This is a genomic window from Roseovarius sp. (genome assembly GCF_030373445.1).
In the GTDB taxonomy this organism is placed as follows: domain Bacteria; phylum Pseudomonadota; class Alphaproteobacteria; order Rhodobacterales; family Rhodobacteraceae; genus Roseovarius.
The window spans coordinates 38,417-53,990 of the sequence record NZ_JAUCYU010000007.1 but is presented as its reverse complement, the minus strand read 5'-3'; the positions used below and the strand labels follow the sequence as shown (position 1 = coordinate 53,990).

Below are 15,574 nucleotides of genomic sequence, written 5' to 3'. Positions count from 1 at the left end.
TGTAAGTAAGTTGTGACTTAACCACCGCCCCGGCGAATGCTGACTTACATCCGATTGATTTCAAAGGGAGCCGGGACGGTGGTGTGAGAGGGCGGGGAATGAGCCCTCTGTGTGTTATGATATAACATAATACACTCAGGCGCCAGTTCTTTTTGCCAGTCGCTTGCGCCGGGCACGCACGACCTCTTTTTCGACAGCTTCCTTGAGCTCGTCACCGGACAAGCCCAATCCATCCGTGCCGAACTTCTTCATATACTTGGAGCGATTGACGCGATCCGCGTTCCTGTCCTTGTCGTGCTGCGCGCGTTCCTCTGGCGTCATAGCGTCCAGAACTTTCTTGGGGGTCATATGGTTGGGCTTGCCGCGTGTGCGACGCGAAGCATTGTATTTCTCGTGACCTTCGTCCTTGCGCCATTCATCGACCTTCCGGCGCCACCGCCAACTATCGCTCTTGCCCCGGTCAGTCTCCAATTTGAGGCGACCACGAGCTTTTGCCAGATCACTCATGACGCGGTGATACTCGTCACTCCCGCGCTCTAGACTGTCTGGCTCGGCTTCAAGCCGCCGAACCTCGACGAAGGCTTTGTCGTAGGGCGTAGTCGTGCTTGGCTCATGTTGAATGATCTCGACTTCACCTTCCTCGGACGGTGCCGAGCAGGGGTCTACGCGCGGTTGATCAGCTTCGGCGTCGTCGAACAGGCGGTCGAACTCGCGGTCGAACTCGGCAAGCATAGCCTCGTCATGTGCCGCGATTTCTTCGTCGCTAGGCCCAAGACTAAGTGCATTGACCGTTGGCGCACCAGCGAAAAATGCCTCGAAGCCTTCACGTTTTTCGTCCTCGCGGTCATTTTCCTCGTGCGGTCTGGTTGGCGATGCGCTATGTTCTTTCATACGTGATGTTCCTCCAAAAGTAGCCACGTATACAGTAAGGGGCCGGTGTTGCCGCACCGGCCCTTTCTTGTGCTAGTGGGCGATCTTCGACCGGGCGACCGCGTTGTCCAAGAGGTCTGCGAATTCCTCCGCCAAATCGTGCGTGAAGTTCTTCTCAGGTGCATTCATTGGAATGGCGATCTTGATGGAATTGCCGCGGCGCCAGATAGCAAAGCTGTTGGCGTGGGTGTCGGGGTCGGTCAGGTGCGCGTTCTTCTCGCCAGCGTGTTGGCCGTCGAGATATTCGCGGATCGTGTCGGCGATCTTCGAGGCGGCGTCGAAACTGAATCCGGCAGTCGGGCTGTTGGGGAAGCGGATTGCGAGGCCATCCGCGAGCACGTTCACTTTGACGTTGATACCTGGGATGCCGTGTTCCACGAGACCCTGCTGACGTGCCAGCTTAAGCAGGGAGCCGACAATCTCACTCATGGTTGAGGTGGACGTGGCCTGACCGAATTGGCGCAATTGTTCGATGCGCTCGCGGGGAAGTTGGATTGTGGGGTTTTGCTTTCTCGTCATGTTCTCGTCCGGGTGTAGTTGACACATTGCCAACACTATAGCATAAGTGCGCAGGAAATGCTATAGCGTTTATTGCTCTCGTTAGCCGGGTGAGGGTGCGAGCTCCATGGAAGGAGAGATAGGTAATGGTTTGCACGTATTTTTATAACTCTACCACCTATACACCTATATACTCATACAAGAAGAATATGAGATTACGTGCAAACCATTACCTTTTGAGTTCTCACCCGGTCACCCTCATTGGGCGGCTGCGCCGCCCCTGCGCGGCCTTCGGCCTTGCCGCCGGGCTGGCGCCCGGCGCCCACTCTCATACCGCGACCGGAAGAGGGTAGGGATTATTCAAGCCCATCCCGGTCGCGGTCTCACCCTCTCACTCTCCCGGCCCAAACCATTGCACGAGCGTGCCGGTCACCCTCCAAGGTGCCGCGTCTGAGACCGTCCACGCCTCACACGTCCACAAGAGGGCTTCCGTGCGCCCACGCGGCTGATACCAGAAAGGGGTGTATCCGCCATGCGCCTCGAAGAAGGCGCGGATCAGGATCATCTGCGGTTCCGTGAGACCGTGCCAACTCAGCTCCACATTCTCGCGGATGTGGTTGAGCCCACGCGGTGACGCCTGCACATACCCGTCGCCGAAGTCTGCGCGGTTGAGCGTTACCTTCGGCTTGAACGTGGTGCCGGGTGAGGGCGCGACAGGCGGCTCGAAGGTTTGGAGTGCCATCACCGGCCACCCTTCTGCGCCAGCATGTTGCCCGGCCGCATCTGCTTTTGGATTTCCGACACCACGGTGCCTCTCATGGTAGCCTCAAATTGCCGTGCCATGCGCTTGGCGAGGTCGTCATTCTGTTCCGGCGTTCCGGCGCTGCCCTCGACATGCACAGGGGCATTGATCGTCACGTTCATACCCGCCAGAGACTCAGAGCGCGCCCGTGAGCCGCTCTTAAGGGTTTTCGGGCCTCCTACCAGCCCGCCAGAGCTAAAGCCCGCCAGCGCGGCCCTGTGGAGTCCTGCGAGCTTATCGGCACCAATGCGGCTGGTCGCCTCTTTCGACATGACGAATTCGCCCTTGTGCACGATCCCGGCCGGTTCGAACTTGCCGCCATCGCCGGTGTAGCCGCCACTAGCGAATCCAAAGAGACCGCCCAAAAGCCCGCCGCCGGTCGAGCTGCCGCCAAAGAACAACGACTGAAACAGGCGGGACGCGGCCATGCGCGCCAGATCGTTGATGATCATCAACAGCGCGTCATGGAAGCTATGGGCGCCGGTGATCAAGCCGGTGAAGGCACTCTCGGCGGTCCCTTTGAGCCGATCCTTAGCGGCCTCGAAATCGTCGATACGTTCCTCGGCCTGCGCGACCGCCTGATCGGCCTGCGCATAGGCTGCGGCCGTCTGCCTGATCTCCTGCCGAAGCTGGGGCGTGATCGCCAGCCCTTGGCGCTGCGCCTCGTTGAGCAACTCGGCCTCGCGCCGCGCGGCTTCGACGGCCGGCGCCAGATCATCACCGGCGAGCGCCACGGCCGCGAGTGCAGCCGCCTCAAGCTCAAGTGCGCGCGTTTCCTCGCGGATGGCCTCGGCCGCCTCGCGGTATTCGTTGGCGCTGCGGCCGCCGCCAGTGTCGCGCGTATCGGTCCGCACGTTGTCATGAACCATAGCCGGCGCAGCCCTCGGGCGCAGTGAGGTTGTCGGCGCCTGTGGGGTCGCGCGGCCGTTATCCTCGCGCCTGCGCCGGTCAGCCTCGTTGCGGCCGTCACCGCGACCAGATGCGACATAGCCGCCGGGCAATTCGCTGCGCAGTTTCGACGCCTCGCCGATGGCCTCACGAATGGCAGATGTGAGGCTGCCAATACCTTCGATCACATTTGAGAAACCGGCACCGTCTATATTCTCCAATTCTTGAAGCAGTGCGTCAGCTTCGCCGGCCAAGTCGCTCATCTCATTCGTGAAGTCGTCGGCGCTGACTTGTCCGTTTTCGAGCTGGCGGGTCAGGTCGTTGATTTCTGTGACGATCCCGGCCAGCGCGAATTTCACTTCTTCGTCGTCGATCTCAAAGACGCGAATTCCATCCGGGCCGGACAGGCGGTTCACTTCGCGGAAAAGCTCGGCGTAGGTCTCGCGCAGATCGACCACTTCGGCCTTGTGCTTCTCAAGTGCGCCGCCGTTCTGGTCGAGATTGTCGAACACCTCATTTCCCAAAACCGCACGGGCATGCGCCTCGTTCTCGAACAGGTCGGTCAGCTCCTGACGCAAACCGGCGATCTCGGCGGCACCTTCCGCGATCCCGACCGCCAGCCGCTTGCCGAACGCGCTAACCTTGGCCGCCAACTGGTCGAATTTGCGATTCAACTCATCGGCGCGGCGCACAACATCCTCGTCAAGCACAAGCCCAAGCTCACGCGCCTCATCCATGGTGGCACGCAGCCCCGCGCCACCATGATCAACCAGTTCAACAAAACGTTCCCCGGCGGTGCCGCCGAAAATCTCATCGGTGAGCCGGATTTGCGCGGCGGTGTCGAAGCGGCGCATCCGGTCGACCAGCTCAAGCATAAGGTCGGACGGGTTTTTCAGTTTCTCGCGCAGCTCATCGGCACCGTAGCCCATGCGCTGGAATGCCTCGGCTGCCGGTCCCTTGCCGGTGGTAATGAATTCATCGGCGCGCAGATTCAGCTCTTTGAAGCCGTCAACCATCGCGTCGAGGCCGATGCGGTTCTGCTCGGCAACATACTTCCATTCCTGGAACGGCTCGACGGCCAGTCCGGCGCGCTCGGCCTCGTCGCCCAACTGAGCGACACCGCGCGTCACGTTGCCGATCTGCCGGACGGTCTGAACGGACGCCAAACCGGCCAGCGCACCGACACCCACACGCTTGAACGCCCCGGCGGCGGCACTGCCTGCCCGTGCATAGCTGGCGCTCATCCTGTCGGCGCTCTGGCGGGCGCGGCGCTCCATTTGTTGACTGGCGCGGCGCTGCGCCCGGTTGGCGCGCTCAAGGCCTTTCTCAAGTTTCGTGATCCGCGCTTCGACGTTGACTACCAAGCCGGGAAGGGTTGCGTCATTCATTTGCTCATACCTCAGAAAGTGAAAATCTCGGCGTCTTCGCCGGTGTATTGTGAGCGGCTGGTTTCGCCTGCTACCGTCCGGTGAACCGCCATCGCGGCCGCGACCGCGCCGTCGATCCGGTCGACCTTCTTGTCTTTGTGCATCCGGACAAGCCCGGTCGTCTCATTTCGGCTGACAACCACACTGTCGAAGTGATGTCGTAACACCGGGTGCCCATCGTGACGGATCATGCGGCCGTTGACGGTGCGCTCTAGGTCGCCAGTCGCTACGCCCATGCTCAGGGGCGCCTGTCGCAGCTCCACCACGGGCAGGCCATCATCGTGCAAGTGCTGCATGATCTGCCGGGCGAGGTGGGGGTCGAAGGCGATCTCTTGCACGTCATGGCGCGCCGCCAGCTCGCGCACGTGATCCTCGACGATATCCGGGTCGATGATTGGGCCGGGCGTGGCCGTGATCAGCCCTTCGTCGCGCCAGCGCTCATAGGGAACGCCGTCACGGTCGCTGCGCTCTTTCAGGTCGTCGCCCGGCACAAAGAACCACGGCTTGACCGTGATCTGGCTGTCATCGTGCAGCCATGCCGCGACCACGGCCGCCGTGTCGCCGTTGCGCGCCATGTCCACGCCGATCCAGCAGGGCAGGGCCTCTAGGTCGGTTTCATCGTCATCGAAGCGCCGGGCGTCATATGTGGACATGCTGAACAGCGGGTCGCGGCTGTTCCCGTGCCAGACGTTCAGGTTGTATTGCTGGAAGCTGTAGCGCTCGGCCGGGTGATCCTGCGCTTCCTTCGCCAGTGAGCGCAAGCCGGGCAGGGACGGGAAGCCATGTTGCAGGCCGGGGTTCACCTTGTGCCAAACCTTCTCATCCTGCCAATTGTCGTCGGCCTCGGCGGCGAAGATGATCGGCAGGAATTCGGGGTTGTTGATTTCGCCCAGGGCAACCCGCCGGGCATACTGGAATTGCTCTGCGGCCAAGCTCTCATGGCCACGCCCGGCCGTGGTGGCGATCACGAGCAAGCTATCGTCGGTCTTGGCGAGGCCGGACTTGAGCGCCTCCCAAAGCTCGCGGCCCTTCCAAGCGTGAATCTCGTCGGCCAGCACGAAGGCCGGCGTCGTGCCGTGCTGGGCGCGGCCGTCGCTCGACACGGCGCGCAGGCGGGCGCCGCTGGCCTTGTCGGTGATCTGCTTCGCGCTGTTGAAGGCGTCATGAATGCGCGTCGCTTCCACAAGCCGCTTGTCGCACCGGATGATGTCGGCGGCTTCGCGGAAGCCAATCCCGGCTTGTTCACGATCCGACGCCGCGAAGATCACCTGACCGGCCGGCCGCTTCTCGGGGCCGATCACGTGGAGATGCGACAGCGCCGCCGCCAAGCTGGTTTTGCGGTTGCCCCTTGGGAGCATCAGGAAGACCGTTTTGACGATCCGGCTGCCATCCTTGTGGCGCGGCCCGTAGATGCGGCGCACGATACGCTCTTGGAACGCATAGAGCTGGAAGCGCTGCTTCGGCTCGGTGCTGGCGGGATGGCGCAGCCGGCGCAGGAACTTCACGGCGCGCTCGCCGTGGCCTAGCGGGTCAGGAATAGGGCTGCCGTCGAAGATCCAGCCCGGATAGGTGCTAGGAGAATGCGAAACGGTTTCGCATTTGGCTTCTATGCTGGTCGCGCTCATCGTTACACCGCGAGCGGGTTGTCGTCGTCGTCATCGCTCGACTGGACGGCGCCAATACGGGCGCGACTTGTAGGCGTCAGGCCATACTCGGCCGCGAGCTGGCGCGCAGTTTGTGCCGCCCGGTTCATCACGCCAAAGAGCTTCACGTCGATCTGACCGCCGGCGCGGTCTTCTTCGATCTGGCGCACGGTCCCAATGCAGATGCAGTAATTCTCCACGCCAGCCAGATCGGCCTTGGTGATCACCCGGCGCGCAATGAGCTGCGGCATGATCCGCTTCCATTCGGCCTTGGCCTGCGGGGCCAAGTAACGGGGCACCGGCGGCGCCTTTGTGAGCGCGTCAGTATCGGGTGAGAGGGGTGGCTTGACTCCACGGGAATGAACAGTCATACGGCGCCCCAAAATTCTTCATAGTTGACCAAATGGTCAAAATTTTTCGATCGCGATGGAGGCGCGAACTTCGGCTGGAGACTGCCATGAATCCCGATGCTGCCCTGACCAAAATTCTTGTGGTTATCTTGCCTCTCGCGGTTGTCTTCTCTCTGATTACGCGCTCCGACGAGTGCCGCGCGTTTTCTCAGGCTCATAGCGAGCTCCACCGAAGCGATGAACACACCGCGCCCGCCTCGCGTGGTTGCTAGGTCTACCCTCATTTGCCAATCACACACTTCAGCTCTAGCGCTCGGCGCCGGCCCACTTCCTTGATCCCGTCGATATCGTAGGCGGCACCGGCGTAGCTCACACGGTCGGCCGTGGTGATCCCTGCGAGGTAGCGGATACGGAACACCACGTTGCCGCCCTCAGCTTCGCCAAAGCCTGCGAGATATTCTTCGGCCGATTGCTGCACCAGCTCAGCGCGCACGGTTGCCACTGGCGCCCATGTCTTCGACACCGCGCCGCTCGCGGCAACAGTCTCAGTCTCGCGCTCAATCGTGATTTCGCGGTCAAGCTTCCCGGCGCGCAGCATGGTCACGCCCTCCACTGCACGACAGCTTCGACCGTGCCGACACCATGGCAGTATGCGCGTTCGGGGTCGGGGTCGCGCATGTAGACGAAGCTGGGGCGATCATAGGCATCAATGGCAATGCCATCGGCGGCCGGTCGATCCCAAAGCGCTACCGATACGGCACCCCCGATCTGCCTAGCCATGTCCGCGCCATCCTCGACCGCCCAGACGTGCAAGTCGAGAAACACGCGCGTCAGGTAGGCACCACCACTGGCGCGGCCCAGGTGAACGGTCTGCGGATTGGCCAAGATGATGCACGGCAGGTTGTCCGGTCGCGTCGAGCCGGCGCGCACGTTATCCGCGGCCACAAGGTTCATCACGGCCGAGTTGCCAATGAGCGCGCCCCTGAGCGCCGTTTGCAGGGCGATGCTAGGTTCGATCATGTCTTGCCCCCTGCATTCCTGATGGCCTTGCCGATGGCGCGCTGAATCCGGCGCATGGCCTTGGGCCGGGCCAGCCGGGCACCGGGGCGAAAGAAGGGCTGCGCCTCTTGTTTCACCGTGCCGAACTCTTGCAGGTGGCCGTGCCGCACCTTCTCGTTGCCAACCGTCACAAGTGCCTGATTGTCTTCGGCCGTCCGGCGCCCGCCGCCTTCCGCATATGCCGGGGTGGTCTCGCCCGGTGCGGTCACGGTGATGGACGCCTGCAAGTCGCCCTCGGCAACCGGAACAAGGGCGCGCATCGCGTCGGCGGTTTCCTCGGCGCCTTTGACAAGGGCAGGGTGGACCTCGCGCAGCACCTCGCGCGGGATGGCCTTCAGGCGGGCTTCGAGCGCCTTCGATTGCTTAGTCAGCGACATGGCCGGTCACCTGATTGCGATAGGGGGAAAGCAAGTCGCGGACGCCGAAGGGCACCGGCGCTGTGGTCAAGCCAAAGGATGCGGCCTCGCGTTGCTCATACCAGTAGGCGGCGAGCTGCAACGCCGCTTCGGTCATAGCTGGGTTGCCGGCGTCGAACTCCACGCCGGTGTAATTGGCAATCCAAAGCTCGGCAGCTTCGAGCTTGTGGGTCAACAGCACGTCATCAAGATTGTGGTCGAGATTGAGCTGCGACTTAAGCAGGGTCAGGGCAGTTTGTGCGGCCATTATGCGCACTCCTTTGAAAAACTTATATTCGGGCTGTCTTGTGCGGACCTCCCCGCGCCGGTCCCTGAATCCCTCGCAAAATCGGAGACCACCCCCGGCCCTTGGGCGCGGTGCTTCTGCTTGTGCTTCCGTTCACGGCGCACACTGAACTTGTTCGTTGCTGGCCTTCCGTTCTGCTCGACAATCTGTTCGGGGGTCGGCGCATCTGCGATCTGCTTGGCCAACCGGGCGCGCACTACCTCAGGTTCAAGACCGGCATTGGTGCAGACGAAGTTGAAGTCGTGGTTCGGTTCGATGATGTATCGGCGCGCAGCCTCGATTGCGCGCACCTTCAAAAGGCGGTCACGGTGGACGCCTCGAATGCCATCAAGCGCATCAGAGATTGCCAGTGCGAGCACTTCGCACCAGAGCGCGCGGTCGCCATCGTAGCTCATTGGAGTTCTTCCACTTGAAAGCGCGCTCCAAGACCTGTTGCTTTTTTGACTCTTGATTGGCCTTCGCAATTCGAAGAATCTCGAGCTCCACGAAAACGGAGACGAACAATGGAGATATTTGGCGACCGCCTTTCTGGCGAACAATACCAATTGATGATGCGGCTTAAGCACGGTGATGTTCGGCACTTCGACGAAACGGTTGCAGAAGTCTTGATCGCACGCGGCCTTGCGGTCGAAACGGACAACGGTGCTCTTACCGCGACCGAAGAAGGAAGAAACATTCGGCGGATGACACGCCCGGCGTAAGAGGTAGTCATTGGCTGCGCTCCTGCCGTTGCTTGTGCCGATTGTGATGGCGCGCGCATAGCGGCTGCCAATTGGTGCGATCCCAAAACAGGGTCATGTCGCCACGGTGCGGAATGCGGTGATCCACAACGGTGGCAGGGGCGCAGCAGCCGGGCCATGCGCAGCTATCATTGATGGCAAGGAACTGGTCACGAGCGACACGCCACTTGTGGCCGTATCCACGTTCTGAGGCACGTGGCCGGTTTGCATCATGGCGCCGATCACGGGCGCGCTTGGCTGCCTGCTTACAGGGGCAGACGTCACCATGCGCCACGGTGCGGCCACACGTGCAGATATGGGGCGGGCGGGGCATCAGGCTTTCCCCTTGGCCTTCAGCCCTTGCAGGCCGGCGCGGTCGAAGGCCGGATCGTGGCCTTGGGATTCGATCTGCGCCAGTTGTCCGGGCGTGTAGGTTTCGGGGGTCTGGTCGTCATCATCCTCGCCAGCGCCGTGGATGGCCTTCAGCTTGGCCAGGTGCGCGTTGAAGGCGTCGGTGATCTCTTGGGGCGTGGCGCTCCAAGCTGTCTCAGGGGTCCAGCCAAGCCAACCGGTCGCGAGGCCGAACAGTTCACGGTAGACCTCGGCCCATGGCATCGGGTCGCCGGTGGACTTGTCCTTGTGCTGGTCGTCAGGTGCCTCGGGCAGAAGGGCCTGCACCAGCTCAAAGAGCGGCCGTTGTGCGGCCAGCATGAAACCGGAGAGGGGCTGAGTGCCTGCGTAAGCCATAAGGCGCTCGGCGGCGTCCCTGTCGGCGCTGTAGGTAATAGCGGCGCGCACGGTGCGCGTGTCGAATTCCTCGATCTTGCGCAACAGGGCAGGGAAGCCGCCGTGCAGGCGCTCAAGGTGGGTTGCTGCCCGCAAAGAGGGGCGCAGGAACACGACATTGCCGCCGTATTCCAGCGCCACCCCTTCATATGCGGACAGCTTAGGCATGACCGGCTTAGGCTGCGGCCAGTTTGAGCTTGCGGAAGGCGTCAGGGCGCACAACGCCAGCACCGACACGGCGCCGGGCGTGGTAGCGCATCAGACCATTGGCGCGTTGCGTGTAGGGGTCCGCCAGCACCGCCAGCGACAGGCGGTCATAGATACGATAGCCGCGCTTGAAGTCGCCGAAGATGATCGGTTCGGCTTCGGCCTCGATATTCGCCATGTCGACGGCTTCGATCACCGGCCGGCCAAGGATCGTCTCGGGCTGGCCTGCTTGATAGGACGGCTGCCAAAGGTAGTTGCCGTTCCCGTCCTTCAGGCTGCGGATGGCTGCCAGCGTGGCGCCGTTCATCACCCAAGTGCCTGCGTTGCGGTAGGTGCCGGGCAGGGCATACATCATTGCGATCAGCTCGTCGGGGTCGATAGCCGCGGCGCCGGTCGCATTGGTAGCGGCGATGTTGGCGTTGGCCATGAAGCCAGCCGGCTCAAGGGTGGTGCTGCCGCTGACAAACGAAAGGCTCTCTTTCTGGCCGAAATCCTCGGCGAGCGCGAGATTGACTTCGCTAAGCACGTTGGCGCTGTCCTCGGCGAGCTGAAGCGACATATCCACGTAAGTGGCGATTTCCTTGATGTTCAGCTCGGCCTGATCGAACGCTGGTTCACTGCCGGTGCGCGCGTCGGTCTCACCAACCCATGCGGCATTGGTCACGCCGGTGCGCTTCGGCAGGATCACCGTGGCGGCCGTGGTGCTGCGCACGTCTGCGATAGCGCGCACGGGGCTGAACTCGACCAGATTGCGGATGAATTCGGAACTGACGTCCTCGGGGGCAAGGATATGGTTCGCGGTATCGCTGGCGGTGGTCAGCGATTTCTTCTCGCCGGTGGAGAGGTAGTGCGTGAAATCCTTCACTTCCTCGGCGCCCATGGCCGGATTGCCCGAGCCGGTGATCAGCGGGCGGTTGCCCTTGGCTTCCAGCTTGTCGAGCCGCGCCTTGATCTCGTTGAAGGCTTTGGTGTCGACCTGGGGCACTTGGGGCGTGTCGTTGGCCGGCGTCTGTGCCTCGTGTTTCTGTTCGATTTCGGATTCTTCGTTTTCCATGTTCGGGGTCTCCATATGGGGCAGGGGGGTGCCATCGGATTTGATGGATGTGATCTGCGCGCCCGGATGGCACGGGACGGCAACAACTGAGATTTCGTGAAGGTCGGCGGCCGTGATGTTGCGGCCTTTGGCATGGCGCTTGGCCTGCTTGGTGACGAAGCCGATGGACAGGCCGGATACCGCCTTGTTGCGGATCATGGCGCGGACCTCGCGGGCGCGCTCCACGTCCTCGACCAGCAAGCGGCCCTTGACGGTCAGGCCTTCGTCGGTTTCGGCAATCGCATCCCAGACACCGACGACTTGGCCTTGGTCATGGGCAAAGAGCATAGGCAGGGTGTCGGGCGTGGTGAGCGCGCCCTTGGTGATGGTGTCGCCTACGCGGTCGGGCGAGGCGAAGGGCCACGCAATACCGGTGATCGTGCCTTCGTCGGTCACTTCGAGGTTGGCTTTGACTTCGAGGCGCTCGGTCATTTGTCGGCCTCGCTGTCGGCCGTGTCGCCACCCCAACGGGCATCAAGGATATCCATGGCGAGGGGATAGAGCTCATCAATCGGCCGGTTGCGGCCGTAGGTGTCGGTGAGCTGCATGGCCTGTTCGGGGTTGGCCCCGCCGCCGATCAGGCCAAGCCGGATGATCTCGACCAGATCGGTAAGCTTGAACTGCATGTTGACGGCGCGCAGGTAGAGCGCGCCGATACCAAGATCAGTGATGCGCTCAAGCTCGGTGATCATGGGGTCGGTGAGCGCGAACGTGTGTTCAGCGTCACCGAAGAATGCGGTGTGCTTCATTCGACGGGTTCCTTGCCGGTGGTGGTGTAAGGATTCTGAAGTTTGTCGCCGCCGGCCTGCGGGGGCAGGTTGAGCCCGGCGCGCACCTCGTTGGCAGTGAGCGCGCCCATGCTGCGATACTGGCCATAGGCGGTCGCACGGGCGGCCGCGTCGGTGGTCAGCAGGTCGTCGGTGATGAATTCGACATAGGCGCCGGTGCGTTCCTCAGGCGTAAGCAGACACTGGGCATAGGACCACGCCCACGCTGTCAGCCACGGCTTGAGCGTGATCGCGTGGAACTGGCGGGCCATTTCTTCGGTGTTGCTCCACGTGCCGCGGCTAAGCTCAAAGAGCATCGTCGGCGGGACGCGGAACACACGGGCGATCTCGCGGATTTGCTCAAGCCGGTTTTCGGAAAACTGCGCGTCGGCAGGGGAAACGGTGAGTGGAATGTAATCCATATCCTCATCAAAGATCGCGACGGTGCCGGCATTTTGGCCGCTATGCGTCCTGAAGAAGCTTTCAGCCAAGGCTCGCTTGGCCTCAGGCGCCATGGACTTTTTCACCTTGATGATCCCAGAAGGACGGCCGCCATTTTTGAAGAACGTGCTGATATGGTTTTCAAAGGCCAAGGCCAACGCAATAGCATCACGGCCAAGGGTGATCGGGGATACGCCGCCAAGGGCTTCGATGCGCAGCACGTCGCGGTAGGACATGCGGACTTGGTCGTTCGCAGTGGTGACGCGATAGAAGGGTTCGCCGTCCGGCTCGAAGTCGCGTTGCACCTTCCCCGGTTCAATCCGGTGCAGCTCATAGGGGGTGCCGTCGCTGAGGCGTGTGACGTAGGCGTGGCCGGCGCCATGCAGCAGGGCATCAAGGGTAAGGGCTTCGCGCAGCTCTCCGGCACTGGTCCACTCGTTCGCCTCACTGTGGATCAGGCGGTAGGCGGCGTGATCAGTCAGGGCGCTCTTGTCGGCGCTGTCGTAAAGCTTGGCCGGCAGGGAGCCGATGGTTTCGGAAATGAGAGCGGTGGCGCAAGCCACGGCCGGGACGCGCATTGCGTTGCCGGGGCCAACCGACAGGCCGGACGTGGTAGGGATGGCACCGAAGAAGGCGAGCGCCTCGGGATCGGTGAGCGTGTAGGCCTTTTCATCGGCTACAAAGCCCAGCTTTTTCTTGAATTTTTCGAATGCCATGCAATCCGCGTCCGTGTTTGTGTGTTGCACAAATAACACACTCGGAAACGTGGATAAAGAAAAATGTTATATCATTACACATCGTGTAAGTAACGATTTCTCCAATTGCAGGGTCTGAAAAATTGAAGATAATTTGGTTGCGTAAGACTTATTTGAGAAATGGCATGCAGTTACCAACCCTCAAAGAATTTACAGAGGCGATGTCGGCGAACTGGCGCTCAGCTTTAGCCGCCGGATTTGCCTCGTCACTTACGACCGCGGGAAGTATTTACCGATGGCCTTTGCTGAAAGACCTCCCTAGTTGGGTTGCGCTGATTTTCTTTATCGTTGCGATCTTCAGTTGGTCCATCGTGTTAGCTAATCTGGTGGGTAAAGTCGCAAGCTCAATCCAATTGGCGATTAAACGGTCCAAATATCGATCGGCTCGCAAGAAAGTTGTCGAAAAGCTCCACAGACTGCCTGAAGAACAGCATCGGGTCATGGCGCACCATTTCGAGCAAAACAAACAATCATTCACAGCAAAGTTTAACCAGCCAGAGCTTGAACCTCTTCTGGCATTAGGTTTGGTGGAGATCGTTCCCGGCACGCATAATAGGCTGAGGTGGCCGTATATAATACCCGATGACGTGTGGGCGGAAATGGATGACCATAGAGACAACTTCACGATCAAATAGACGAATGTATTAGTTTGTCGAAAACCGAGGCAAACTATCGATCAACCTCTCTTTCGCCTTCAACGTCACGTCGCCGTAGTTGTCGCCGGCCGTCCTGCCAGCATGACCGCAAATCGCATCCGTGACGCGATCCGACGCGCCAATCTCACGTGCGACCGTTTTGAACCGGTGCCGCCACGCATGGTTAGGCCAAACACCCTCGGGTATCAGGCCGGAATTGCGCAGCCATTTGGCAACCTGATCTGATACGCTACTCGCCGCCGTGGCGTATTTCTCGGGATCCTTGCCAGCATGAAACAAGGGGCCGGGCGAGGCGGCTTTGACGAAGTCCACGAAGCCCAGCTCGATTACCTGGGGGTGCAGCGGCACGTCGCGGTAGTTACCCGCCTTCAGTGAGCCGGCGTCCGGCGTGATGCGGATGATCCACCAGTCACCCTTTTGGCGCACGTCCTCTTTCCGCAATTGGGTAATCTCCGAAATCCGGGCGCCGGTGAAAGCGCAGATGATCGGGCACCATTTCTTCGCGGCCGCTTGGTGCGGCGTCTCACTGCGGCCAACCTCGTTGATCTTCCGCTTGTAGGTAAGGGCGGCGTTGAACACCGCTAGGGCCTCCGCGTCGGTGTATCCTCGTTCGCGGCCGTGCTGGCGGCGCGGTCTTGGCTGTCTCACGGTCGCGGCCACGTTGGCCGGCAGACGTTCGTTTTCCTCGGCCCACCCTAAGAGCGACCTGACCGTCGAAAGATAGATATCACTCACCGTCTTGGGGCCTCGTGTCTCCAAAAGTTTGTCGCGCCACGCCAAAAGGTCTTTCTTGGTGATCCGCGCCGCATCGCTATGGCCAAGATGCTGGCGCAGGTTTTCAATCACCGGGTTCTGGCGGCGTCCATCGTCCTTCATGAAGCCGGCTTGCTTGCGGCTCGCCTTGTAGTCGCTCCAAAGCAGGGCGAGGTTGACCGGCGCAGGGGCATCCTCGGGCGGCTGGGCGTTCTTTATGAGCGGGTCTGAGGGTTGGCCGGCGAAGTCACCTTCGTCGCGCTCTGCGGCCCTTGCCAGCGCCTCTAGCTCGGCGCTGCACAAGGCACGGGCCACGATCCGCCATTCGTCTGAACCCGGCGTGGCCGACATGTTGCCAGCTTTGCGGAATTGCTCGATCTGGTAGCCGACCAGCTCGCGCAGCTCGTCGTCACTGGCGCGGCCGGCGATGGCCTCGCGCAGCCGGGATACCAGAAGCTCGTCAACCGGGACTGAGGCGTAGCGTGGATCATTGCGCAGCTCGTCGTCGAATTCGAGGCGCTGCATGTAGTGACTGTGCGCGATCTGGTCCGGCGCCAGCGGATACCGCGGCGCCCCAATGCTGCGCTTGGTGCTGGCCTTCCGCTCGGCAAGGGCGATTTGGTGCTGTAGCTCGGCGACCGCGCCGGGCAACAGCCTGAGGGCGTGGCGGTAGTCGCCGCCTAGCGGGGCGCGCAATTCCGTCTTACCCACGATCCGGCGCAGGTCTTTCGGCACCACGAGACGCGCGTGATATCGGCCACTGCGATTGACTAAATGCCTGACTTTCCCGGCCATGATCCTCCCCGTTTTGTAACCAAAGTTGTAACCATAGAACGGACAAAGCCCCTGCATGGCAAGGGTTTTGTGTGATTTCAAAGGGATAGTCTGGTAGGCCCGGAGGGACTCGAACCCCCAACCAAAGCGTTATGAGCGCTCTGCTCTAACCAATTGAGCTACAGGCCCGACCTGGAAGCACTGGTAGGCAAGGGGCCGGGGGTCGTCAAGCCTTGGCAGGGGTTGTCAAGCCTTGGCGGGGGGCATCTGGCGCAGGGCAGGGCGCAACGCCACCGCACGCCCCGTTAACCCCGTCCCGCCACC

General features: G+C 61.5%; 19 protein-coding genes and 1 tRNA gene. 2 read left to right on the top strand and 18 right to left on the bottom strand.

The window, feature by feature from the left end; all coding sequences use genetic code 11:
- Positions 1 to 135: 135 nt before the first annotated feature.
- The 12 genes from QUV18_RS13690 to QUV18_RS13635 all read right to left on the bottom strand — a co-directional run bounded on the left by QUV18_RS13690 (position 136) and on the right by QUV18_RS13635 (position 8,694).
- The gene (locus tag QUV18_RS13690; RefSeq protein WP_300894535.1) at positions 136 to 891 is read right to left on the bottom strand and encodes a hypothetical protein; all 756 of its coding nucleotides are present in this window, start codon (positions 889 to 891) and stop codon (positions 136 to 138) included.
- A 72-nt stretch (positions 892 to 963) separates the two neighbouring features.
- On the bottom strand, positions 964 to 1,359 hold the full coding sequence (locus QUV18_RS13685) for a hypothetical protein (RefSeq protein ID WP_300894534.1): 396 nt from the start codon (positions 1,357 to 1,359) through the stop codon (positions 964 to 966).
- 460 nt (positions 1,360 to 1,819) lie between these two features.
- Positions 1,820 to 2,170 carry a phage tail protein gene (locus QUV18_RS13680; RefSeq protein WP_300894533.1) on the bottom strand — a complete coding sequence of 117 codons (351 nt, stop codon included), beginning with the start codon at positions 2,168 to 2,170 and terminating at the stop codon, positions 1,820 to 1,822.
- Entirely contained in the window at positions 2,170 to 4,506 is a 2,337-nt protein-coding gene (locus tag QUV18_RS13675) for a hypothetical protein (protein WP_300894532.1), read from the bottom strand. The genes QUV18_RS13680 and QUV18_RS13675 overlap by 1 nt, the downstream gene beginning before the upstream one ends.
- An 11-nt stretch (positions 4,507 to 4,517) precedes the next feature.
- Positions 4,518 to 6,170, bottom strand: coding sequence for a terminase TerL endonuclease subunit (locus QUV18_RS13670; RefSeq protein WP_300894531.1), 1,653 nt, complete (start codon positions 6,168 to 6,170; stop codon positions 4,518 to 4,520).
- 2 nt (positions 6,171 to 6,172) lie between these two features.
- Positions 6,173 to 6,559 carry a P27 family phage terminase small subunit gene (locus QUV18_RS13665; RefSeq protein WP_300894530.1) on the bottom strand — a complete coding sequence of 129 codons (387 nt, stop codon included), beginning with the start codon at positions 6,557 to 6,559 and terminating at the stop codon, positions 6,173 to 6,175.
- Positions 6,556 to 6,756: a hypothetical protein gene (locus tag QUV18_RS13660; RefSeq protein WP_300894529.1), complete on the bottom strand. Its 201-nt coding sequence runs from the start codon at positions 6,754 to 6,756 to the stop codon at positions 6,556 to 6,558. The genes QUV18_RS13665 and QUV18_RS13660 overlap by 4 nt, the downstream gene beginning before the upstream one ends.
- Positions 6,757 to 6,818: 62 nt before the next feature.
- Complete coding sequence (locus QUV18_RS13655) at positions 6,819 to 7,136, bottom strand: phage head closure protein (RefSeq protein ID WP_300894759.1); 318 nt, start codon at positions 7,134 to 7,136, stop codon at positions 6,819 to 6,821.
- A 2-nt stretch (positions 7,137 to 7,138) separates the two neighbouring features.
- Positions 7,139 to 7,558, bottom strand: coding sequence for a DUF3168 domain-containing protein (locus tag QUV18_RS13650; RefSeq protein WP_300894528.1), 420 nt, complete (start codon positions 7,556 to 7,558; stop codon positions 7,139 to 7,141).
- A complete protein-coding gene (locus QUV18_RS13645; protein ID WP_300894527.1) occupies positions 7,555 to 7,974 on the bottom strand; it encodes an HK97-gp10 family putative phage morphogenesis protein in 420 nt (139 codons plus the stop codon). Before QUV18_RS13645 ends, QUV18_RS13650 begins: the two co-directional genes overlap by 4 nt.
- On the bottom strand, positions 7,961 to 8,260 hold the full coding sequence (locus QUV18_RS13640; protein WP_300894526.1) for a head-tail connector protein: 300 nt from the start codon (positions 8,258 to 8,260) through the stop codon (positions 7,961 to 7,963). Before QUV18_RS13640 ends, QUV18_RS13645 begins: the two co-directional genes overlap by 14 nt.
- On the bottom strand, positions 8,260 to 8,694 hold the full coding sequence (locus QUV18_RS13635; protein ID WP_300894525.1) for a hypothetical protein: 435 nt from the start codon (positions 8,692 to 8,694) through the stop codon (positions 8,260 to 8,262). Before QUV18_RS13635 ends, QUV18_RS13640 begins: the two co-directional genes overlap by 1 nt.
- 108 nt (positions 8,695 to 8,802) lie before the next feature.
- Here QUV18_RS13635 and QUV18_RS13630 point away from each other — a divergent pair, with 108 nt between their 5' ends.
- Positions 8,803 to 9,000: a hypothetical protein gene (locus QUV18_RS13630; protein ID WP_300894524.1), complete on the top strand. Its 198-nt coding sequence runs from the start codon at positions 8,803 to 8,805 to the stop codon at positions 8,998 to 9,000.
- A gap of 351 nt (positions 9,001 to 9,351) precedes the next feature.
- On the opposite strand, the gene QUV18_RS13625 is transcribed toward QUV18_RS13630, so the two are convergent.
- Genes QUV18_RS13625 through QUV18_RS13610 form a run of 4 tightly spaced genes read right to left on the bottom strand, consistent with a single transcriptional unit; the run spans position 9,352 to position 13,028 of the window.
- The gene (locus tag QUV18_RS13625) at positions 9,352 to 9,972 is read right to left on the bottom strand and encodes a hypothetical protein (protein ID WP_300894523.1); all 621 of its coding nucleotides are present in this window, start codon (positions 9,970 to 9,972) and stop codon (positions 9,352 to 9,354) included.
- Between the two features lie 7 nt (positions 9,973 to 9,979).
- Positions 9,980 to 11,536, bottom strand: a complete 1,557-nt coding sequence (locus QUV18_RS13620) for a phage major capsid protein (RefSeq protein ID WP_300894522.1) — start codon at positions 11,534 to 11,536, stop codon at positions 9,980 to 9,982.
- Positions 11,533 to 11,853 (bottom strand): gene transfer agent family protein, encoded by a 321-nt coding sequence (locus QUV18_RS13615; protein ID WP_300894521.1) that lies wholly within the window; start codon positions 11,851 to 11,853, stop codon positions 11,533 to 11,535. The genes QUV18_RS13620 and QUV18_RS13615 overlap by 4 nt, the downstream gene beginning before the upstream one ends.
- Positions 11,850 to 13,028 (bottom strand): phage portal protein, encoded by a 1,179-nt coding sequence (locus tag QUV18_RS13610; protein WP_300894520.1) that lies wholly within the window; start codon positions 13,026 to 13,028, stop codon positions 11,850 to 11,852. The genes QUV18_RS13615 and QUV18_RS13610 overlap by 4 nt, the downstream gene beginning before the upstream one ends.
- Before the next feature lie 164 nt (positions 13,029 to 13,192).
- Between QUV18_RS13610 and QUV18_RS13605 the strand changes: the two genes are divergently transcribed.
- Positions 13,193 to 13,702 carry a super-infection exclusion protein B gene (locus QUV18_RS13605; RefSeq protein WP_300894518.1) on the top strand — a complete coding sequence of 170 codons (510 nt, stop codon included), beginning with the start codon at positions 13,193 to 13,195 and terminating at the stop codon, positions 13,700 to 13,702.
- Between the two features lie 9 nt (positions 13,703 to 13,711).
- Here QUV18_RS13605 and QUV18_RS13600 read toward each other — a convergent pair whose 3' ends face one another.
- Together QUV18_RS13600 and QUV18_RS13595 are read right to left on the bottom strand one after the other, a co-directional pair.
- The gene (locus QUV18_RS13600; RefSeq protein ID WP_300894516.1) at positions 13,712 to 15,328 is read right to left on the bottom strand and encodes a DUF6538 domain-containing protein; all 1,617 of its coding nucleotides are present in this window, start codon (positions 15,326 to 15,328) and stop codon (positions 13,712 to 13,714) included.
- Positions 15,329 to 15,362: 34 nt separating this feature from the next.
- A tRNA-Ile gene (locus QUV18_RS13595) sits at positions 15,363 to 15,439 on the bottom strand.
- Positions 15,440 to 15,574: the final 135 nt, after the last annotated feature.